Source organism: Vicinamibacterales bacterium (assembly GCA_036496585.1).
Lineage (GTDB): Bacteria > Acidobacteriota > Vicinamibacteria > Vicinamibacterales > 2-12-FULL-66-21 > JAICSD01.
On the sequence record DASXLB010000050.1, the window covers coordinates 108,565 to 129,163 of the forward strand.

The window sequence follows — 20,599 nt, forward strand, 5'->3', positions numbered from 1 at the left end:
TGCGCCGACGCGCGGCCGTCCGGGAGGAGATTGGTAAACCAGGCGACTAGGCAGAGGAGGAAGGAAAAAACACAGAAATGTAGTCGGGGCCGCACGGAGCCCGAGTATACGCGGAATATTACGAATGTGTACCCGGTCGGCGATGCGCGGACGAGCGCCAGGCCTGTCCTGGCGCCCGCCGATCGGCCATTCTCTCGAGGAGCGTCGGCCTACTGCAGAAGACCGTAGACCGTCAGACGGCCCTCCGATGACACGAACACCTTCCCGTTGACCACCAGCGGGATGCTGAACTTGGCCGCCACATCCAACGCATCGCGGGCAGCGGCCTGGTCGCTGTTGTAGATCTCGAATGCCACGTTGCTGGCGTCATACGCTCGCAAGGTGCCCGTCGCAGTCCCGTTCTTCTGCACGGCCCAGAGGATGCCGTTCTGAGTCCCGTTGGCCGAAACCGCGAGTGCCGCGCCCGGGTAGCCGAATGTCTCCGGCGTCGTCGAGGTGGGCGACGTCGTGAGCAGCCCGCTGGACAGCTTGAACATCTGCACCACGTCGGCGACCGGAGCGAAGTACACCGCGCCGTTGAAATAGACCGGCGAGCTGTAGTTGCCGGGCAGTGGCGTCCCGAACGGGAAGACGTTGTTCAGGCGCTGCACGTTCTGGTCGGGCGTATGGAAGTGGCCCATCGAATCGCGATCGACCATGTAGACGGTGCCATCCTTGCCGGCGCTGACCAGTTCGTGCGGATGCGCGCCAGGCTGATCGGGCAACAGGATCATCCCCCCGGCGTCCAGATCCAGATTGTTCGCGTCGATCGTGCCTTCGTCATGCGGTGTGAAGTAGTCGAGCACGCCACCGACGGGGTTGAACTTGAGGAACGTATTGGCGTAGTCGATGCCGCTCGTGTCGAGATCGAACGTTCCGTTGCCGGTAGCAAAGAAGAAGTTGCCCGAGGAGTCGATGGCGAGGCCGCCGCCGCTCTGCCAGATTCCGCCGCCGGTGCCGTTCGGCGTCGCGACGAACGTCAAGACCTTCTGCAGCGTCGTGGCGCTGTACCCAAGCAGCCACCCGTGGTAGGGGGGAATGTCGCCGTGGCTTCCGAAGCCGAAGTAAACCACGCCGTTATACAGGAGCAGGCCCGTTCGCTGGTTCTCCCGGAGCGGATCGAACGCAAGCGTGCCGCCGGTGGATCCGGTGCCGTTCCCGGGAACGCTGCCCTGAATCACCACGGGGCCGCCGAACTTCTCGGCGCCCGTCGCGATATTCAGGGCGTGCAGCCGCTGAACGTAGGTCGAGGACCCCTCCTTCGTCTTCGCGACGACGTAGAGCGTACCCGACGCCTGGTCGATGACTGGCGTACCGGTGATGCCGATCTCCGGCTTGATGTCACAGCATTCGCCGGTGTCGCCGTTGGGAACGCTCGTCACGCCCGAGCTGAGGAAGCTCACCTTCCACAGAGGACTCGTGCCGGTACTGTCCGCGTCGAAAGCGTAGACGCTGTCGTGCTCGGTCGCGACGTAGACCACGTTGCGAACGCCGACGGCCGGAATGTTGACGTTCGCGACATACAGCGGCGAGGCGTGGGAGATGCCGTCGATGCTGTAGGACGTCAGCTTCCCGAACGTCGTCGAGTTGACGTTGCCCGGCGTCAGCACCGTTTCGTTGACGTTCTGGCCCGTCCGGGCGTTGTCGTTGTGGTGCGTGAAGACCCCCGGATGCGCGGTGACGTACACCGTTGCCGTTGCCGACCTCGCCCCGTCGGTGGTCGTCACGGTCACCAGGTGTCTGCCGCCGGCGGAAGGCGGCGTGTAGAGGCCAGCCGTCGACACGATTCCCGTAGCGCCGCTGCCGCCAGCCAGGCCATCCACCGACCAGACGACACTGCCGGATCCCGGACCGTTTGCTGCGAACTGCTGCCCGTGCGCCGGAGTCACCACGGCGGTCTGCGGCGCGATCGAGAAGCCTACGCCCGTGCCGCTCACCGGGAGCGCGTGCGGGTTGCCGGGAGCGTTGTCGGCAACGCTCAGCGTCGCACTCCGCAGACCGGCGGCCGCCGGCGTCATGGTGACACTGATCGTGCAGCTCCCCTGAGGGGCGATGGCGCCGACGCAGTTGCTCGTCTGGCCGAATTCCGCCGCCTGGACGCCGGTGATCGAGAGTCCCGTCACGTTGAGCGTGGCCGAGCCCACGTTCGTCAATGTCACCGGAACGGCGGCGCTCTGCACGCCGATGGGCTGATTGCCCAGGTCCAGGGCGGCGGGTGAGAACAACACGGCCGGCGAGGATCCGCCCGTGGCGGTTGCCATGTCCGCCTGGATCTGTCCGGTCGAGAGCGCCGCGTTATAGACGCGTACCTCGTCGATCATCCCCTGGAAGAACTGCCCGTAGAGGCCGTCGCCGCCGATCTGCAGGGGATTCGCCGACGTCGTGATCGCACCGGTTCTGGCCTGGCTGCCGACCTGGATGCCGTTGACGTAGAACCGCAGCGTTGTCCCGTCGTAGGTGGCCGCCAGGAACGACCAGGTGTTCACGGCCAGCGCCGCGCCGCCGAACGCCTCGGTGGCCGATCCGGCGATCGTGACACCAATCGCCGGACGTCCGCCAGGAGTCGCCCCCTCCAGATAGTAGTTGTCGTTGGCCTTGTAGACGATGTCCTTCCAGTCAGAGGCCGCGACACTCGGGTTGACCCATGCCTCGATCGACATCCCCGTCGTGAGGTGCAGCGACGGCGCGTCGGGAATGGTGACGACCGCGCTCGACCCGTTGAAGGTCAGCGCCTTGCCGAACTTGCCGGTCGCCGCCCACGCGGCGTTCGCGATCGTCCCGTTGTTCCCGTGGCCCGACAAGTCGGTGACGGTTGTTCCCGTGCCTTCATCGAAGGAGTAGGCGGCCACCAGTTGCGGGTTCGTGCCGAGGGTCGTCGCGCCGGCGACGTTCGAATAAGGACCAACGTTGCCGGCGGCATCTTCCGCACGGACGATGTAGCTGTAACTGGTGCTGACGCTCAGACTGGTATCGCTGAAGCTGGTCCCCGTGATCGTGGTGCCGAGCTTGTTGAATGCCGTGCAACCCTGTCCCTGGCACCGTTCCAGCCGATAGCCGGTCACGCCGACGTTGTCAGTGGCCGCCCCCCAAGAGACGTCGATCTGCGTGCCACTGACCGCATTCGCGGCGAGGACACCCGGTGCCGACGGCGGAACGACGTCTGGAGCCGGCGTCGTGACCGTCGCGATGTTCGAGTACGGACTGAGGTTACCAGCCGCATCGCCGGCTCGGACGCGATACGAGTAGGTGAGGCTGGCCGTCACCGTCGTGTCGTTGAACGCTGCCATTCCACTCGACACGCCGATTTCCGCGAATGTCGCGCAGCCAGCCCCCTGGCACCGCTCCACTCGGTAGCCGATGACGCCGACGTTGTCGGTGGAGGACGTCCAGGCAAGGTCGGCCTCCGTGCCAGCGGGAGCCGTGGCGGTCAGGCCGGACGGCGCCGAAGGCGGCTGGGTGTCGGGAACCGCGGCTCCCGCCTTGAAGGCCACCATCTGCATGATCCACGTGCCGGAGTACAGCGGCGCGGTCGCCGAATAGCTGCCGGCCGTGGTGACGATGCGATCCTCGAGGATGTCGCCGTCGGGGTTCGTGATGACGCGATTGGTGAACGACGTCCCGGCGCCGGTCGTTCCGGAGGCGACGAGATTCGCGCCGACGAGCAGATCCGCAGGATTGGTCGTCGTCACCGTGCCGCTGGAACTCGACGTGCCGCTTCCCGAAGCCGCGGCGACCACATCCACGGGGTTCACCGACGAAATCCCCGAGTACTCGGCAATCCGGATGTCCGCGTACGGCACCGCCGAATCGAAGGCCACCGTGACGGTGTTCGCGTTGGCCGCCGCCGGCGTGATGCCGGCCGCGTAGTAGATGCTCTGCGTTCCGAATCCTCCGACGCTCGTCGGGCCGACGGCGCTGACGTACACGTTGCCGCGCGTGTCGGTGACCGACGTCACCTGTCCCGACGAACTGTTCCAGCCGACGACGACGACGTTGAGATTGCCGCCCGTCTGCGCCAGCGTGAACGCGAGGCTCACGTTCGCTTGCGCGGATTGCGGTACCGCCGAATTTGCCTGGATGAACGCGATCGTCGGGGTCGCCTGCGTCGTCGCGCCCGCGGCTGCCGAGTAGGGGCCGAGATTGCCGGCGGCGTCGCTCGCCCGTACTCGATAGTTGTAGAACGTCGCACCGGCGAGGGCAGTGTCGCCATACGAGGTGGTGGCGGAGGTGCCGACCTGCGCGAAGGTCGAGCATCCGGCTCCCTGGCATCGCTCGACGAGGTAGCTCGTGACGCCGACGTTGTCGGTGGCGGCCGTCCAGCTCAGATTGATCTGGCTATTCGAGACCGCCGTCGCCGCCGGCGTTCCCGGTGCAGTGGGCGCCTGCGTGTCGGGAGCCCCCTGGGTCGTCGCGCTGGCGACGTTCGAATATGCGCTCAGGTTGCCCGCCGCGTCGGTCGCCCGTACACGATAGCTGTAGGCCGTCGACACCGCGAGGCCGCCGTCGTCGATCGTCGTGCCGGCGGCCGTGCCCACCTGTGCGAAACTCGAGCAGCTCGCACCGCTGCAGCGCTCGACGAAATAGTTTGTCACGCCGACGTTGTCGGTTGACGCGGTCCACGAAACCCTGATCTGGCTGCTCGAGAGGGCGGCGGCCGTGGCGCTGGACGGGGCGGTAGGCGCGGTCGTATCCGCCAGAACGATGGCGGTGGTGGTGGCCACGTTTGAATAGGGGCTGAGGTTCACGGCCGCGTCTTCGGCTCTGACCCGGTAGCTGTAGATGGTTCCACCCGACACGGTCGAATCGGAGTAGCCCAGGGTCGTGGAGGTGGCGATCTGCGCGAACCCGCTGCAGGCGGCTCCCGAGCAGCGCTCGATTCGATATCGAACCACCCCGACGTTGTCGGTGGACGCGGACCAGGACAACGAAACCGGGCCGGTCGCGAGGGCCGACGCGGCGAGGTTCGAGGGAGCGGTAGGTGGCTGCGTGTCTGTCGACACCGGTGCGCCGCGAAGCGCCACCATCTGCATGATCCACGAGCCGCCGGTAAGGGTTGCGGTCGCGCTGTTGCTGCCGGCCGCCGTGACCACGCGATCCTCCAGGATGTCGAGGTCCGCGGTGATCACGCGGCTGGTGAAACCCGTGCCGGCTGCGGTCGTGCCCTGCGCGACCAGGTTCGCGCCGACGAGCAGATCGCTGGCATACGTGGTCACGATGGCGCCGCTGCTGCTGGTCTTTCCCGTGCCGACGGCTCCGACCGCCCCGTCGAGGGGCGTGGCATTGTCGATGCCGTGATATTCGGCAATGCGAAGGTCGACGTACTGCGCGGCTGCGTTGAACGTGACGGTGACCGTATTCGTGTTGGCGGCGGCCGCCGCAATGTTGACCGCGTAGTAGATGCTCTGCGTCCCGAGGCCCGTTTGCTTCGTCGGCCCGACGGCCTTGACGTAGGTATTGCCGGCCGTATCGGTGAGGGTCGCCACCGTCGCGGTCGTATCGTTCCAGCCGACGACGACCACGTTGGCGTTCCCCGCCGTCTGCGCGCTTGCGTAGCGGGCGGTGACGGCCGCCTGCGGCGATTGCGGCGTGGCTGAATTGGATTGAACGAAGGCGATCGTTGATTGGGCGCCGACTGGAGCGGCCGTCAGCAATCCGAGAACGATTCCGATTGCGGCCGGGAAAATCCGAGCCGCGCGACACCCGGCGGTGCGCTCGTGAGCCCTAATCACTGATGTGTCCTTTGCGTTCAATGCTGATGGCGCGTTGAGGCGAGACGCGCGATGAGGGCGCGTCAGCAGCGATGTCTCGTTGAGCAAGAGCGCAGCCAAGCGCAATCGCTGGATCTCACTGCAAATGCGTTGGTAATCCGCAGAGTGTCGCCGCGGATGGGCGCCAGGAGGCAGACTAAAGTCTCAGCGCGAGCGATGAAAAAGCGCGGACGTGAACGCACGTCGAGCCGCGAGCGATGAGCGCTCGGCGGCGGTTGCAGAGAGAGATCGGGAGTGACAGAAAGGAGAGACGCGTCGACGAGAGCGATCGACGTTAGGCGATCTTGCGTTCGGCGTCCGACACCAGCCACGGCGTCCGGCGAGCGGGCGATTCAACCCGTACGGGCGCCGCCGCGTGGCGCGCGTTGGACTTGACGATCTGACGGCGGGCCCAGCTGCTGACAATCGAGAGCGAGATGCCGAGCGTCACCAGCAGAGCGGGTTCAGACAACTGAATGTGATTCACGATGGCAATCAAAGGCGTATTCATGGTCGACGATCCCAAAACCCAAAAACGAGTGGATACCGTCGATATAGCAATGGGACTGCCAGACCGCACACGTGAGCGATCCGTCGTTTTTCTCAGGATTTCGCACGATCTGCCGGTATGCCCCTTCCGAAAGGCTGCGTGAGCGCGGACTTTGTTCTGCCGGACCTGCGCCGAAGGACGATTCAGCCAATTGAAATGAGTAGCAACGACCCATCGCTGCAAGGAGGCGTGAGGAAACACGAGGCGTGAGGAAACACGAGCGAGTGACGCCGGCGGCCCGGCGTCATCAAGGGTTCGAAAGGGAGGCTGTCGTTAGAGCGTCGCCAGAATCCGCGCCGCGTCCGCCGCGCCATCGAAATCAGGCTGCAGCCGAAGAGCGGCTTGGAGCGCACCCTTCGCGCGCGTCTTGTCTCCGGCCCTGACGTAGGCGAGCCCGAGATGATATTGCGCAACCGCATTCTTCGGGTCGTGGTCGACACTGCTCTTGAGAGAGGTAATCGCGAGCGGCAGCAAGTCCTTGCGGTAATAGACCCACCCGAGGGTGTCGTCGACCTCCGCCTGCTCCGGCATCGCCGCCTTCGCCGTCTGGGCGAGTTGCAGCGCCATATCGAGATTGCCGCCGTTTTCGCAGTACAGCCAGGCCAGATTGTTGGCGGCGACGGCGGCGTGGCCGTCGAGCGACATGACCCGTTCGAACGTCTTTTGGGCTTCGGCCTTCTGGCCGCGCATCTGCTGCAGGATGCCCACCATCGTCAGCGCCATGGTGGCCGGCGACTGGCGTTGGGCGAGCGTCTCGAACTCCCTTTGCGCGTCAGGCAGTCGCTTCTGGGTCACGTAGAACTGTCCGAGCAGCCCGTAGGCCGCGAGGTTGTTGCCATCGGCCGCGATCGCTCTGGTGAGGAGCGGTTCCACTTTGGTGGGATCCCCCAGCAGCAGATACGTCTTGGCCGCCATCGTCAGGACCGCCGAATTGCCTGAAGCCGACGCGACGAGCGCATCGATGCGCTGGCGCGCCGACTCGCGCTTGTTCTCGCTCAGATCGAGCGCCAGCAATCCGCCGACCGCGTCGAGCTGCAGGGGCTCGAGCTTGACTGCGGTCTCGAATTCCGCCCGTGCCTCCGCCGATCGCTTCCGCGCGGCTGACAGGAGACCCATTTCCGCATGCACGGCGGCCGACTGCGGTATCGCGTCGACCAGGCCGCGCAACACGCCTTCGGCCTGCGTGTAGTCGCCTCGCGCGCGGAGCGCCCGCGCGAACACAAGCTTGGCCTCAGCACTGCGCGGGTCCAGCTTGACGGCATGACCGGCGAACGCCACCGCCGTGTCCGGCGTGCCGCGCTGCAGCTGCAGCCGCGCGAGCTCGACTTCCGCGGCCGCGGCGCGCGGGTTCAGCCTCAGCGTCTCGTTGAAGGCCTGGCGGGCATCGTCGGGCCGGCGCAGCGCGACGAGCACACGTCCCTTGACGAACTGGGCAGGTGCCGAGGTCGGGTCGGCCGCGATCGCCTGGTTGGCGTCGGCGAGCGCGCCCGCCGAGTCTCCCTTCTGCTGCAGCAGCAGGGCGTGGGCGAGGAGCACGTCGACGTTGCGCGGCTCGCGTTTCAACAGGTCGGCCACGAGCTGCAGCGCCGCGTCGCCGCGTCCCTGGCGGCGTTCGATCTCCGCGGCGCGCAGTTGCGCCCGCGTCGCAAATGCCGGGTCGGTGCGCAGCGGCTGCAGGATTGCGCTCGCCTCGGCGTAGCGGTTCGAGGCGAGATAGAAATCGACGAGCGCGAGCTTGCTGTCGGCGGCGTGCGGCGCATTGGCCGCGGCCTTGAGGAACGGCTCGGCCTCGGCGTGGCGATTCGAGGCTTCGTACAGGAGGGCCATCAGACGATTGACCGCCGGATCGGCGGGCGCGAGCGTCAACGCATCTTTCAACACCTGCTCGGCATCCGCCTGCCGGCCCGACAGCCAGTAGAACTGCGCCAGCGCCACCCGCACCGTGGGAGAGGTCGGCGCTTTCGTCACCGCCTCCTTGAAAGCCTTCTCGGCTGCGGGCATGTTGCCGCGCGCCGCCTCGAGGGCGCCGAGATTCGCGTAGGTGCCGCTGCGCTCGGGATCGATGGCCAGCGCCTGCTGGATTTCGGCGACGGCTCCCTCGAGATCCTTGAGGCCGGCCAGGGCGGAGCCAAGCGCGAGCTGCGCCTGGACGTTGCGGGGGTCCCGCGCGATCACGGTCTGCGCCCGCGTCCGCGCCTCCTCGAATCGGCGGGCGAGCAGCAGGAAGTTGATCGCCCGGAGCTGCACATCGTCACGCTCGGGAAGCAGATCGGCCGCGCGGACCGCCTCTCGGAAGGCGTTGGTGGTGTCGCGCGTTTTCTCGTAGGCGATGCTCAACTGGTATCGGGCGTCGCCGTTCCGTGGATCGGCCTGCACCGCGTTCCGGTATTCGATGATCGCCGCCTTGTAATTGTCCGCGCTGACGTACTGTTGCGCTCTCTGCATCGCCGCCTGGCTGGCTGCGCGCGGATCGCGGTGGCAGGCGCTCAACCCGACTGCCACCACGGCGATCAGCACGACTGGAGCGATCAACGTCCACTGTCTATTCATGGTCATCAGAAGACTTCCTCGGCAACGGATCGGGAGACGCGATCGGCCAGCGCACGGGCGCTGCGATCCGCGGAGACGTCGGGCCAGCCGGACGGGAGGGAGACCACGACGCGAACCAGGGCCGCATCGCCGCGGCGCTTGGTAATCGCGTCCGCCACCAGATAGAACTTGCTGGCGTAGTCGCTGGCCACGATCCGATTGAACGACTGGTACCAGTAGTAGACCAGTTGTTGCTGTTCGCCCTTTTGCACGACGACGCGATTGACGATCGCGCCGGCGGCGCCCTCGTCGAGCGGCACGCGGTCGCGGCGCACTGGCTCCCACCCGGCACCGGGCAGGCAGTTCAGCGGCGAGTGAATCGACGCCCCTTGCCGCTGAACGCGGTAATAGCCGATGTAGAGATCCGCCATCCGGCCGGCGTCATCGCGATAGGCGCGGTTCAAGTAGGCATCGGTGGCCAGCGTCCGCTCGACCGCAGGCGAATAGCGGCTGTCTCCCGCACTCTGCCAGGTCTCGAAGTGCGACGGGATACGCGCCAGGGAGATCGGCGGTCCGTCGATGGGGACGCGCTTGAACGCGGCTTCACGCCCGAGACCGCCGGCGGCCAGGACGGCGGCGAGGATCACGACTCTGGCGGTCATACGGTTGCCGCGCCCGCCGGAAGGCTCGGGCGTGATTGCAGCCTGGTGACGATGGTATCGGCCATCACGAGTATCAGGATCGACACGCCGAACAGGGCCCAGCCGGAAAACGAGTGAAGCAGACCCTCGACGGCCTCTGGTCCCCATCGATCGGCGGCGAGCGCCGAGCACATCACGCGCACCGCGTTGACGGCGATCGCCAGAGGCACGACCGAAAGCAGAAGGAGCGCGCGGCGCAGGTGCGTCGCGCCGCAGGTGCGCCCGTAGAGGAGCGCGAACGCCGCCAGCGCAACCAGCGAGCGGATCCCGCTGCACGCTTCTGCGACCTCGAGGGTCATCTGCGGCAGCACGATGACGTTGCCTTCCCGGAACACCGGAGTCCCGAGCTGCTGCAGGCCCGCGACCCCGAGACGCGACGCGAGCAGTTGGAGAGGAAACGCGATCTGATTGAACACCACCGCCGGCAGCGGAATCATCAGGCAGAGAAAGGCGATCGGAAATGCGACTTCACGCAGCAGGCGCGGTCCTCCCAGGAACAGCACGCTGCCGGCGACGACGATCGGCAGCGCCGCTTCGGTGAGAAACCGATCGGCGCCGATGACGCCTGTCAGCAGGACCAGGAGGCCGCCGAGAACCACCGCGAAGCCCGCGTTGGAGGGGGCGAGCGGGAGCTGGCGAAGCGAGTCGCGCCGATCCCACACCAGCCAGATCGCCGCCGGCACCACGAGGAAGCCATGGGAGTAGTTGGCATCCTCGAGCCAGTCGCTGACCAGGTCCGCGAACGTCCGCCAGAAGACCAGTCCCAGCGCCCCGGCGAGGACGAACGCAGCTCCGGCGCCGAACGCCGGCGATGACTTTGTCACAATCGTGACACTGAGCAACCGGGGGTCCACAGTGGCGCCGGTCTCTAATCCCGCTAAGATGAAGCCCCTAAGTCAGTTAGAGACTGACAGAGAACATCCGCCAGGGCGCCTTTTGAGGATAGTTCCACAAAAGGCTGACTTTTATCCTCCGCCTGGCCGATGTCTGGCTCTGAGCAGACTCGAATTTCACGCGCAAAAAAGCCCTTGCGCGGACGGCGCAAGGGCTTTGGGGAGCCGACGAGAGAATCCGACTTCAGGCGACCTGGCGGCGGCGCGCCACGCGGGCGAGGCCGAAGAGGCCGGTGCCGAGCAACAGCAGCGACCCGGGCTCGGGGACCGGAGCGAGCGATTCCACGTAGAGAATGCCGTCCGTGAAGTTGTGGTCGCCGTCGACGTCGAAGGCAATCACCCAGTCCGAACTGTTCCCCTGCTGATACGTCAGCGCGTGGGCCGCGCCGTCGGCGTTGAGCGAATCGAGCGTGTAGTAGGTCTGCCCGCCGGTCTGCAGGAAGAAGCCGAAGGCATTGCGGCTAATCGCGTTCGCGAAGATGCCGCAGTTCACCGTCGTCGGGCTGCAGCTGTCCGCACCGGCGTCCGACAGTTTGACGGTGCCGGTCGTGGACAGCCACTTGATCCCGACCGCGGCCTCGCTGCCATCGAGCGCGCCGTTCGGCGCCGCGGCGCCCGCGAAGAAGAGCGCCAGGTTGTCGATCGAATTGGAATCGGGATCCACGCCCCAGATGCCGATCACGGCGTCGCTCGGTCCGTTGAACACCAAAGTCGGGGTGATCGGACCGAGACCCGACGCGGTCGTCCACATGCCGTACTGCTGCTGGTCCGTGTTCGCGTTGGGAACAGGACCCAGAGAGGGATTTCCGAACAGCTCATTCAAGGTGGTCTGAAGCTCGGTGCCCGTCACAGCGACGTTCGGCGATCGATCGTTCACCGGACTGCCGGGACTGACAATCGGACTGTTCCAGAGCACCGGACCGGCCTCGGCCGACGCGGCGGACAATCCGATCGCGGAAATCGCAAAGCCGAGAGCCAGAGTTAAGTTTCGCATCGTGTTCCGTTCTCCTGCGGGCACCGACCGTATTCAGGACCCGTTACTGCCGACATGTATCCGCAAGTGGGTTGCCACGAGCTTGCGGACCGCACGCCTCGCAAATGACTGGCAAAAATGACGATTGGTGATCCGCCGGATTCTTGACACCCGACACTAGTCTGCCGCAGAGGTGACGAGAGTCTTCGCAAGTGCTGACTCACTTAGAGTCCCGTCGCCCGCCCGACCACCGGCACGCTGCGCAGCAAGCGCGAGACAGTGTCGAGCGGTATCTGCGTCGTGGGTTCCTCGGTTCCGGTGTGCGTGTGCTGGAAGACCTGAGACCCCGTCGTCTCGATGCGCACTGTGTAAGCGATCGGCATCGGATCGAGAATGGCGCCGATGGCTTTCAGTAGCGCCGGCGCAAATCTGTTCTCGTCTTCCGCCGTGAGTGAAGATACAAATCGAATGTCCATGCAGCACTCCGGTGATCCCGACGACATGTCGGGAGCTGGTTGTAGGTTCTGACGAAATTGCAATGAGTGTTCCCTGTCGTGCCATTCAGAAATCCCAACAAATGCGCTGACCTCCATTTGATTCAGTACCCGGACTCAGCCAAAACTCTGCGTCCGCTCAGACTTCTTCCGCGCTGATCCGCTCCGCCGCGCGCGATTCGACGTAACTGCCCGCATTTCGCCGCACCGGTTTCTAGGGCGTGTGGCATATCGTCTGCAGCCGACGTCGCGGACGCGTGTCTCTCGTGACCACACCATCGCAAGGCCCATTCATCGACGTAGCGACGGCGGTCACGCAGGCCGCATCGCTCAACGATGCCGCTCGACGTGCCGCCCGCGCCCTGGCGACGGCGCTCTCGACCGCAATCGCGATCCTGTCGCACGGCGACGACGGCTGGCGTTTCGAAGCGGATGGAGCGCCGCCGCACGGGCGCACACGCGCGCACACGGCGGATGTCCCGATGCCGCTCTCGCCGCCCTCGAGCGGCACCACGCCGGGCTGGACGGGCGTGCTCGTCGGCCGGGTGTCGGATCGCGACTGGATGCTGATGCTGCCGGGTGACATGGACGCCTGGAGCGAAGCGGCAGGGCTCGAGCAATTCGTGACCGATCTGCGCGACAACCTCGAGCGGGTGGCGATCCGCGAAGAGAGCGCCTACGCGCGCCGCCTGCAGCGGCGCCTCTATGGTCTGACGCGCCGCCTGACCTCCACGCACACCAACGGTCGCGTGAGCGATCTCGTCCTGCGAGCCATGTGCGCCCAGACGCGCGCCCGGGTCGGGGCGCTGGCGAAATGGATGCCGGCGGAGAACGCGCTGGCAATCACCGGAACCGTCGGCTATCCGGTGGCATCCGTCGAGCACCTCCGGCTGCGTCCAGGGCAGGGCATTCTCGGCGAGGTGTTCGTCACCCGCCGGCCGATGTTCGTGACCCGCCAGACAACCGAAGGCACGCGCCGCCTGCGCTACGCCACCGACTCGTTCATGGTCCTGCCGGTCCTCGTCGGATCACGCTGCGCCGCGGTGATCGCCCTGACGGACCGCGCCGATGGCCGCCCGTTCGACGCTCGCGATTTCGAGTCGGCACGGCTCATCGCGGCGCAGGCGGCCGCCGGCTTTCTGCGCGAGCGGATCAACGAAGACATGTCGGAACTGGCGCGGATCGCCACGGTCGATCCGCTCACCGGCCTCTTCAACCGCCGCTACAGCGAGGACCGTCTCACCGCCGAGCTGCAGCGCGCGCTCCGCCAGGAACGGCCGCTCGCGCTGATGATGATCGACATCGACGATTTCAAGCGCATCAACGACACGCTCGGTCACCTCGAAGGCGATCGCGCACTGCGCGACGTCGCCGATCTGCTGCGCACCAGCGTCCGGATCTTCGACGTCTGCGCGCGTTTCGGCGGCGAGGAGTTCGTGATCATCATGCCGGGCGCCTCGGCCGACGTCGCGACCCAGGTCGCCGAGCGCATCCGGGTGAAGGTGGAACAGGCGATGGTGTCGATGGGGTCGAGCCTGACGATTAGCGTCGGCATCGGCACGCTCGGGACGGCCGGCAGCGCTCAGGACCTGCTCGCGTCCGCGGATCGGGCCCTCATGGCCGCCAAGTCATCGGGGAAGAACGCGGTGTGGCTCGAGGATTCGTCCGGATCGCCACGCCGAATGGCGTGAATCACGCCGTCGGCGTCGTGGCCTATTTCGCCGGCGAACCAGACGGCGCAGCCGGCGCAGTCATGATGACGTTGAATGGCTGCGATCGCGTCCCGGGAACCGCCTCACCGCCGCTCATCAATGTTGCGCCAATCGCCAGCGCATGCGGACCAGGCGTGAGTTCCGGAACCGTGGCGGTGCAGTCGAAGCGGTCAAGGCCGACGCGCTGGCAGGCCGCGTCAGTCAGTTCTCGGGTGCCGGTCGAGTCCACGTAGACAAAGAAGCGGAAATGCGAGACGTCGGTGGCGGTTTGTGTCCAGGAGAAGCGCTCCCCGCCGGTCATACGCACGGGAGGCGCCGGTGCCGGACCAGCGGGTGGCGCGTCGTGTCGTCGGCAAGCGCCGCAGAGCAGCACAAGCGAGATGCAGAGCATCCCGGCGCTGGCTGGCCAGCGCGCTGACGTCTTCATGCCCTTAGTCTAGCGGCAAAGCCTGGTGCGTGCGGGCAAGACTGGCGATGATGCGGGCGAGCGCACGGCCGTTGTGGCGGATTTTGCCTTCGTTGTCGCGGGCAGCGAGGTCGCACTCCAGCACCTGCGCGCTGCCGACGCAGTGAAGGCGGCCGGGACGTGACACCGGGATCGATCCCTCTTGCGCGTAACGCTGCAGCGTCTCCGGCTCGAGCGATCCGTTGTGCACCAGGATGTAGTCGAACAGATGGTAGCCGGTGTGTGCGTGGATCGCGCGCAGATGGTCGTCGATCGAGTAGCCGTCCGTTTCGCCCGGCTGCGTCATCAGGTTGGCCACGTAGATACGAACAGCCGACGAACCGTAGATGGTCGCCGCCACTCCCTCCACCAGGAGATTCGGCAGCACGCTCGTATAGAGGCTGCCGGGCCCAACGACGATGGCGTCGGCGTTGGCGAGGGCGCAGATGACGTCCGGGAGCGGCCGCGGACTCGGCGAGAGCGACAACTGGGCGATGCGAAGCGGATCCTGGACGATGGCCGTTTCCCCGAACACGACCTTGCCCGATTCCATGCGCGCACGCAGGCGCACGTTTTCAAGGGTCGTCGGGATGACCCGCCCGCGCGCCCCGACCAGACTCCCGACCTGATCGATCGCCTTGGCGAAGTCGCCGGTGACCTGCGTCAAGGCCGTCAGCAGCAGGTTCCCGATCGGATGCCCCGCGTGGCCGCCGGCGTCATCCGCGATGCGATGCTGAAGGAACTGCGCGACCGCGCCGTCGTGGCTGGCGAGGGCGACGAGGCAGTTGCGGATGTCGCCCGGTGGCAGGACGCCAAACAGCTCACGCAGCCGACCCGAGCTGCCGCCGTCATCCGTGACGGTGACGACCGCGGTGAGCGCGTCGAGATCAATCGACGGGTTCGCACTCTGGACGAGACCTCGCAACACCGCGGGCAGCCCGGTGCCTCCCCCGAGGGCCACGATCCGCTTCCCGGGTTGGTGGCGCTGAGGCGAGGGCCTTCCCACGTTGCGGCGGCCGAAGCCAGGTTTGGGACGCTCGACGTGGACCGGAAATGCCATGCGACCTCCAAGAGGCAACGGAGGTGCCACGAAAGTTCTGCCGCAAATGGGCTTCTTTCACGAGACAGGAGAGTTTGTCTTCTTCGCAGGTGACAAATGTTCGTGGTGCAGCGCCTGATGGCGCATCGGCATCCAATCCGGCTCGCTCGGCGTCCTCCCGAACGTCTCAATGGGGCGTTTGACAGTACCGCCGCCGGGGGATAAAGTCACCCCTTTACGGACCTTTTGTTGCGTCTCCCATAGAAAATGGAAGCGACCGACCTTGTCGGCATCAGCTCTGCGATCGTCGCGCTGCGCGAAGAGATCGAACATGCGGCGCGCTGCGATGCGAAAGTCCTGGTCACGGGTGAAAGCGGCGCGGGCAAAGAGATCGTCGCCCGCCTCATTCACAGCCAGAGCAACCGCCGGCGCTCGCCCCTCGTCACGGTCAATTGCGCGGCCCTGACCGAAACCCTCCTCGAGACCGAGCTGTTCGGCCACGTCCGGGGCAGCTTCACCGGTGCCTACCGCGACCGCTCTGGCGTCTTCGAACAGGCGCACCGCGGCACGGTCTTCATGGACGAAATCGGCGAGACGAGCCCCAGGATGCAGGGGCTGCTCCTGCGATTCCTGGAAACGGGTGAAATCCAGCGCGTGGGCGCCGATCGGGCGCAGACGCGCGTCGACGTGCGGGTGATCGCGGCGACGAATCGCGTGCTCGTGGACGCAGTGGCGCAGAAGGTGTTTCGGGAGGACCTCTACTACCGGTTGAACGTCGTCCATCTGTATGTCCCGGCGCTGCGCGAGCGGCGCGACGACATTCCGGTGCTGCTCCGCTATTTCCTCGACTCGTTCGCGCGGCACTATCAGACGCCCGTGCCGGAGCTTTCGCCCGACGCGCTGACCGTGCTGCTGGATCACCCGTGGCCCGGCAACGTCCGCGAGCTGAAAAACATCGTCGAGCGACTGATCGTCAGGGCCGGGGGGGGCACGATTGGCGTCGCCGACCTGCCCGTCGACGTCCGGCGCCCGCCGGCCGCGGTCACGATGGGCGTGGTGACGGCGCCAGCGGTGAAGAGCGTCGCCGACCAGCTGTACGATCAGATGGTCAGCGAGCGGCTGTCGTTCTGGTCCGTGGTCTACGGGCCCTTCATGTCGCGCGATCTCACCCGGGCCGACATCCGGACGCTGGTGAAGCGCGGTCTGGAGTCGACGTCAGGCAACTACAAGGTGCTGGTCGAGCTGTTCAACATGAAGCCCGACGACTACAAGCGGTTTCTCGGCTTCCTGCGGAAGTACCACTGCCACATTCCTTTCCAGCAGTTCCGTTCCGCGGCACTGAGCCGTCCCGCAAGCGACGACATCGAGCCGACGGGTCCGCCACCGCCTGCGGCGTGACCGACGTGCGCGACGGTCGTCTTCTAGGCTTTGGAGAGCAGGCGAATCAGATCGCTCGCGGTCACGGGCTTGACCAGGTAGGTGGCGCCGATGTGCTGGGCTTCGCTGCGGAGCACCGGATCGTCGAACCCCGAGAATACGATGATCCGCATATCCGGGTAGGTGTCGCGCGCGACGACCGCCAGCTGGATCCCGTTGAAGGCTCCCAGACGCACATCGGTCAGCAGCGCGTTGAACCGTTCATCGCGCAGCGCGTTTCGCGCGCCCTCGAAGGTCGTGTGCGCGACCACGTCGAGACCGCCGTCGGACAGGCCGCGCTCGAGCGCCTCCAGGAGCGACAGGTCGTCGTCGACAACCAGCAGCCGCTTCGAAACCGCGTGAGACATGCGGGCTGCATGTTACAACGGAATCCGCAAAATCGAATCGATTACGGATCGTGCGGCTGATTACATCCTCGTTGTTCCTGGCTCATGTGACACCGCCCGGGCACCCCGAACGTGCTGAGCGCGCTGCTGTGTTCGAAGAGGTCGCGCGCACATGGCGCGATCGAGGCGCACACTCGGCTGAGCCGCGTCCCGCGAGTCGTGACGAACTCCTGCGGGTACATAGTGCCCAGCACATCGACGCACTCGCCGCAACGGCAGGGCGGGACGGCCAGATGATCGACTCGGATACGTTCACTTCGCCCGACTCCTACGAAGTGGCGAGGCTGGCCGCGGGCGCCGCCCTGCAGGCCGCGGTGCACGCGCTCGAAACAGGTGAGACGGCCATTGCCCTGGTGCGGCCGCCTGGGCATCACGCCGAACGCAACACGGCGATGGGATTCTGCCTGTTCAACAACGTCGCCGTTGCTGCTGCTGAGGCCATCGCGCGCGGCGTGCCTCGCGTGGCGATCGTCGACATCGATGTGCATCACGGCAACGGCACCCAGTCGATGTTCTACGCGGACCCGCGCGTGCTCTATGTGTCCACGCATCAGTCCCCGTACTATCCCGGCACTGGCGCCGCGGACGAGACGGGCGCGGGCGTTGGAACGGGTTTCACGCTCAACGTGCCGCTCGCGGCGGGCGCCGGAGATGTGGAATACCGGCGGGCGTACGAGTCGATCTGCGGCCGCCTGCGTGAATACGATCCGGGCCTGCTGCTGGTCTCGGCGGGCTTTGACGCCCACGCGGACGATCCGCTCGCGTCGATGCGGGTGACCGTCGGCGGCTTTGCCGAGATCGTCCGGATGCTGTTCTCCGCCGTGTCGTGTCCGACCGCGTTCGTGACCGAGGGTGGCTATGATCTGGATGCCCTTGGCGCGTCACTCGATGCCGTCCTGGATGTCGTCAGAGAGACGGAGACGCCGACGATCGACGGGTCCGGCCGGTGACAAACCGTGCATTTTCGCCACTGTACTTTCGTACAATCCCGGCCTGCGGCAGACAAGGAACATCGGTTCAGTAGAACAAAGATCGCCTTTACGCAGACTTGTCTGACGGTTCGTACGATTCTGTAAAGAAATCCCCGGCAGCAGCGTGGCTGCTCACTTGCAAAGGCTGAGGTCTGTTCGCGAGTTAGGAGAACCCGGCACATGCCGGCTCAGTCACGGGATCGCGTGCAGTTCATCGACATCGCGAGAGGCAGCGCGATGTTCTTTGTCCTGCTCTCGCACTTCGCATTCACCTACTTCGCGCGGTCGGATTCGACGCGGCCGGCGCTGACCTTTATCGGGATGGTGGCGTCGCCGACGTTCGTCATGATCAACGGCCTGCTGCTCGGCCTGATCTTTCGAACGCGACCGCAGGATTTTGATCGGTTCCGCACCATCGTCATCGATCGCGGGCTCTTCCTGCTGACGATCGGTCACATCCTCATTCTCTTGTCGCATGTGACCTACGCCGTCCGTTTCCTCTCGATCACCGACACGGTCGGCGTCTGCATGCTCATCAGTCCTGGCCTGATCTCCGTGATGGGCGCCAGAGGCCGCCTGATCACCAGCGTCGTGGGATATGCCGTGTCGGCGGTGGTCTATTTGTCGTGGTACCCGATCGGCCTTCACGCGCACGTGTTCAAGGAAGCATTCTTCGGCGTTGCCGAGCACAGCCGCTTCACCTACGCCTTCCCGATTGTCCCGTGGTTCTGCTGGCAACTCGCGGCAACGGTGCTGGGAGAACAGCTCGGCGCGCGTGTTCTCTCCGATGACACGCCCGCGGTGCACGCGCTGCTGCTGCGGACCGCCGCGGCGTGCCTGACGATTGCCATGCTTCTGAAGGTGTCCTATCACCTGGCCGTCCGGCTCGGAGCCGCGCCGAGTGATGCCTTGTACGACGCCACGTCGCCGTTTACGAAAGCGCCACCGTCGCTCGTTTACCTGCTGTTTTACGGATCGCTTGGCTTGGTCATGCTCTCGCTGTCTCTCGGTCTCGCCAAGAGCGCGCGCATGCGATTCGCGGCCGCCCGGCTGGCTGCGCTGGGGCAGACGTCGTTTCCGATATTCGTCATTCAGTTTTTCGTGTATTTCACGGTGCTTCCGCTGATCCGACCCCATCTGCCGTGGCCGTCGCTATGGCCCCTGTATTTCTCGATCACGACGGTAGCCGTCGCCATTCCAGCGCTGTTCTGGCATCGAGCCGGAGGAAACAGGTTCCTGACCGTGGGGTATCCACGCATGGCGAGCGGGCTGGGAGATCTCCGCGAATGTTGGCCCCTGTGGCTACGGCGGTCACAACCGCGGAGGATGCTCTAGGACGTCGACCGCTGATCTCGCGCGGTCAGTCGTGCCAGGCGGCGTAGGTGAACGTGAGTTGCGGCCTCAGGCTGCAGCCGACGGCCGTGCGGCCCGACACGTTGATGGCCCCAAAATGCGCTGGATTGTCCGTCAGGACCCGTGCTGCCCGCAGCGTTGGCGATGCACGCGGCCCGGCAGGGCTCATGAGCCAGCCGGTTCCATCGTCGGCGAACACGGCGAGTTGCGTCGTCTCGAGCGCCGCAACGCCGATGACGGTTGCGGTCGACGTGAAGATGGCGCCGCCCGTCGCGGTTGAACGAACCGCGTACTGACTGCTGCCGGACCGTTCGACTATCCAGAACTGCCCATCGCGATTCCAGGTCGCCGCAATCGGGAATCGCGCCACGAAACCTGCGTCGAGGTCGAGGGGACCTGGCGTGCCCGGATCCACGACGGCCACAAACGGGCCCGCGACGGGGGCAGCCGTGGCCCATCCGAACGCGACATACAGGCGCCCGTCCGGCCCGAACGACGCCGTAGCGCCGGCCGGCCTGGAGGGCAGCGCGCCTTCCACGAGCACCGCGCGTTCCCCCAGAACCCCGTTCAGCTCCCGGTAGCGAACTATCCGGACGCGGGGCTCGGCATCACCAAGTGACGTCAACGCGACGTACACCACATGCGCGCCCGGCTCGGTGCGCGCGGCCACCGCCGCGAGATGCCACGACGAGTCCGTCTGGCTGGACCAGGTCAGCGCTTGAACCGCGCGCCTGTTCGGCGATACGAGTTCGAGATCGCCGGCCGTGCTCCACGCAACCAGGCGGGTCGGATCCCATTGAGCGAGACCGCACGAGGGCGACGCGCCGCTGTCTTGCGCGGGCGACGGCGATGAGGTTGCGGGACGTTCGGGCGGCACAGCCATGGCCACGGCCTGGGCCGTGCCTGGGCCGGTGACCGTGACGACAATCGAGTCCGACTTGGGGCCTTCGATGAGTGAGTCGCCGTTTCGAACGGCGGCAGACAGCTGCAGGGTGTGCGTCCCCTTGGTCAACGGTGGAAGCGGCGACTCGCACGCGAAGGCGCCACTGCTCGAGGACGTGCACGTCGCCTGCGTCAGTTCGTTGCGAACGCCGTCGACGTAGGCGGCATAGACGAAGCCGTTGGCGCCGTCGCCCGTCTCGGTCCAGCCGAGCCGTTCGGTGCCGGTGATCGTCGTCCCCCCGCCCGTCGACGGAGGTTGATCGGTGGATGGAGCGGCCGGTTTCGACCCACCGCACCCGACGGTCAGCGCAGCCAATGCGATACAGACGCTGCGAAACACCGCGGTCATCGACGTCCATTGTACGCGGCTCGTTCCGCGCGACGGCTC

General features: G+C 66.1%; 15 protein-coding genes. 4 read left to right on the top strand and 11 right to left on the bottom strand.

Annotated features, from left to right (window positions below):
- Nucleotides 1–209 precede the first annotated feature (209 nt).
- From VGI12_16165 to VGI12_16195, 7 genes are all read right to left on the bottom strand, one after another.
- The gene (locus VGI12_16165) at nt 210–5,690 is read right to left on the bottom strand and encodes a LamG-like jellyroll fold domain-containing protein (protein HEY2434212.1); all 5,481 of its coding nucleotides are present in this window, start codon (nt 5,688–5,690) and stop codon (nt 210–212) included.
- A gap of 391 nt (nt 5,691–6,081) precedes the next feature.
- The gene (locus tag VGI12_16170) at nt 6,082–6,258 is read right to left on the bottom strand and encodes a hypothetical protein (protein ID HEY2434213.1); all 177 of its coding nucleotides are present in this window, start codon (nt 6,256–6,258) and stop codon (nt 6,082–6,084) included.
- A 351-nt stretch (nt 6,259–6,609) separates the two neighbouring features.
- Nucleotides 6,610–8,892 (bottom strand): tetratricopeptide repeat protein, encoded by a 2,283-nt coding sequence (locus VGI12_16175; GenBank protein HEY2434214.1) that lies wholly within the window; start codon nt 8,890–8,892, stop codon nt 6,610–6,612.
- On the bottom strand, nt 8,892–9,527 hold the full coding sequence (locus VGI12_16180) for an EpsI family protein (GenBank protein HEY2434215.1): 636 nt from the start codon (nt 9,525–9,527) through the stop codon (nt 8,892–8,894). The genes VGI12_16175 and VGI12_16180 overlap by 1 nt, the downstream gene beginning before the upstream one ends.
- Entirely contained in the window at nt 9,524–10,390 is an 867-nt protein-coding gene (gene xrtA, locus VGI12_16185) for an exosortase A (protein HEY2434216.1), read from the bottom strand. The genes VGI12_16180 and xrtA overlap by 4 nt, the downstream gene beginning before the upstream one ends.
- Nucleotides 10,391–10,643: 253 nt before the next feature.
- Nucleotides 10,644–11,453 (bottom strand): PEP-CTERM sorting domain-containing protein, encoded by an 810-nt coding sequence (locus tag VGI12_16190; protein HEY2434217.1) that lies wholly within the window; start codon nt 11,451–11,453, stop codon nt 10,644–10,646.
- Nucleotides 11,454–11,656: 203 nt separating this feature from the next.
- A complete protein-coding gene (locus tag VGI12_16195) occupies nt 11,657–11,908 on the bottom strand; it encodes a hypothetical protein (protein ID HEY2434218.1) in 252 nt (83 codons plus the stop codon).
- Nucleotides 11,909–12,192: 284 nt separating this feature from the next.
- Between VGI12_16195 and VGI12_16200 the strand changes: the two genes are divergently transcribed.
- Nucleotides 12,193–13,617 (top strand): sensor domain-containing diguanylate cyclase, encoded by a 1,425-nt coding sequence (locus tag VGI12_16200; protein ID HEY2434219.1) that lies wholly within the window; start codon nt 12,193–12,195, stop codon nt 13,615–13,617.
- A 22-nt stretch (nt 13,618–13,639) separates the two neighbouring features.
- Here the strand turns inward: VGI12_16200 and VGI12_16205 are convergent, their stop codons facing one another.
- Nucleotides 13,640–14,065, bottom strand: coding sequence for a hypothetical protein (locus VGI12_16205; protein HEY2434220.1), 426 nt, complete (start codon nt 14,063–14,065; stop codon nt 13,640–13,642).
- Between the two features lie 4 nt (nt 14,066–14,069).
- Nucleotides 14,070–15,044: a uridine diphosphate-N-acetylglucosamine-binding protein YvcK gene (gene yvcK, locus VGI12_16210; protein HEY2434221.1), complete on the bottom strand. Its 975-nt coding sequence runs from the start codon at nt 15,042–15,044 to the stop codon at nt 14,070–14,072.
- A gap of 345 nt (nt 15,045–15,389) precedes the next feature.
- On the opposite strand from yvcK, the gene VGI12_16215 reads away from it, so the two are divergent.
- Nucleotides 15,390–16,520 carry a sigma-54 dependent transcriptional regulator gene (locus tag VGI12_16215; GenBank protein ID HEY2434222.1) on the top strand — a complete coding sequence of 377 codons (1,131 nt, stop codon included), beginning with the start codon at nt 15,390–15,392 and terminating at the stop codon, nt 16,518–16,520.
- 23 nt (nt 16,521–16,543) lie between these two features.
- Here the strand turns inward: VGI12_16215 and VGI12_16220 are convergent, their stop codons facing one another.
- Nucleotides 16,544–16,906, bottom strand: coding sequence for a response regulator (locus VGI12_16220; GenBank protein ID HEY2434223.1), 363 nt, complete (start codon nt 16,904–16,906; stop codon nt 16,544–16,546).
- A gap of 50 nt (nt 16,907–16,956) precedes the next feature.
- Here VGI12_16220 and VGI12_16225 point away from each other — a divergent pair, with 50 nt between their 5' ends.
- On the top strand, nt 16,957–17,895 hold the full coding sequence (locus VGI12_16225) for a histone deacetylase (protein ID HEY2434224.1): 939 nt from the start codon (nt 16,957–16,959) through the stop codon (nt 17,893–17,895).
- Between the two features lie 201 nt (nt 17,896–18,096).
- Nucleotides 18,097–19,251: an acyltransferase family protein gene (locus VGI12_16230; protein ID HEY2434225.1), complete on the top strand. Its 1,155-nt coding sequence runs from the start codon at nt 18,097–18,099 to the stop codon at nt 19,249–19,251.
- A 25-nt stretch (nt 19,252–19,276) separates the two neighbouring features.
- Here VGI12_16230 and VGI12_16235 read toward each other — a convergent pair whose 3' ends face one another.
- Nucleotides 19,277–20,560, bottom strand: coding sequence for a hypothetical protein (locus tag VGI12_16235; GenBank protein HEY2434226.1), 1,284 nt, complete (start codon nt 20,558–20,560; stop codon nt 19,277–19,279).
- Nucleotides 20,561–20,599 lie beyond the last annotated feature (39 nt).

Bases quoted from the DNA above. Each gene is read 5' to 3' on its own strand.
- VGI12_16175 (HEY2434214.1), bottom strand. From the start codon at position 8,892: ATGACCATGAATAGACAGTGGACGTTGATCGCTCCAGTCGTGCTGATC.
- VGI12_16180 (HEY2434215.1), bottom strand. From the start codon at position 9,527: ATGACCGCCAGAGTCGTGATCCTCGCCGCCGTCCTGGCCGCCGGCGGT.
- VGI12_16190 (HEY2434217.1), bottom strand. From the start codon at position 11,453: ATGCGAAACTTAACTCTGGCTCTCGGCTTTGCGATTTCCGCGATCGGA.
- VGI12_16195 (HEY2434218.1), bottom strand. From the start codon at position 11,908: ATGGACATTCGATTTGTATCTTCACTCACGGCGGAAGACGAGAACAGA.
- VGI12_16205 (HEY2434220.1), bottom strand. From the start codon at position 14,065: ATGAAGACGTCAGCGCGCTGGCCAGCCAGCGCCGGGATGCTCTGCATC.
- VGI12_16215 (HEY2434222.1), top strand. From the start codon at position 15,390: ATGGAAGCGACCGACCTTGTCGGCATCAGCTCTGCGATCGTCGCGCTG.
- VGI12_16220 (HEY2434223.1), bottom strand. From the start codon at position 16,906: ATGTCTCACGCGGTTTCGAAGCGGCTGCTGGTTGTCGACGACGACCTG.
- VGI12_16230 (HEY2434225.1), top strand. From the start codon at position 18,097: ATGCCGGCTCAGTCACGGGATCGCGTGCAGTTCATCGACATCGCGAGA.
- VGI12_16235 (HEY2434226.1), bottom strand. From the start codon at position 20,560: ATGACCGCGGTGTTTCGCAGCGTCTGTATCGCATTGGCTGCGCTGACC.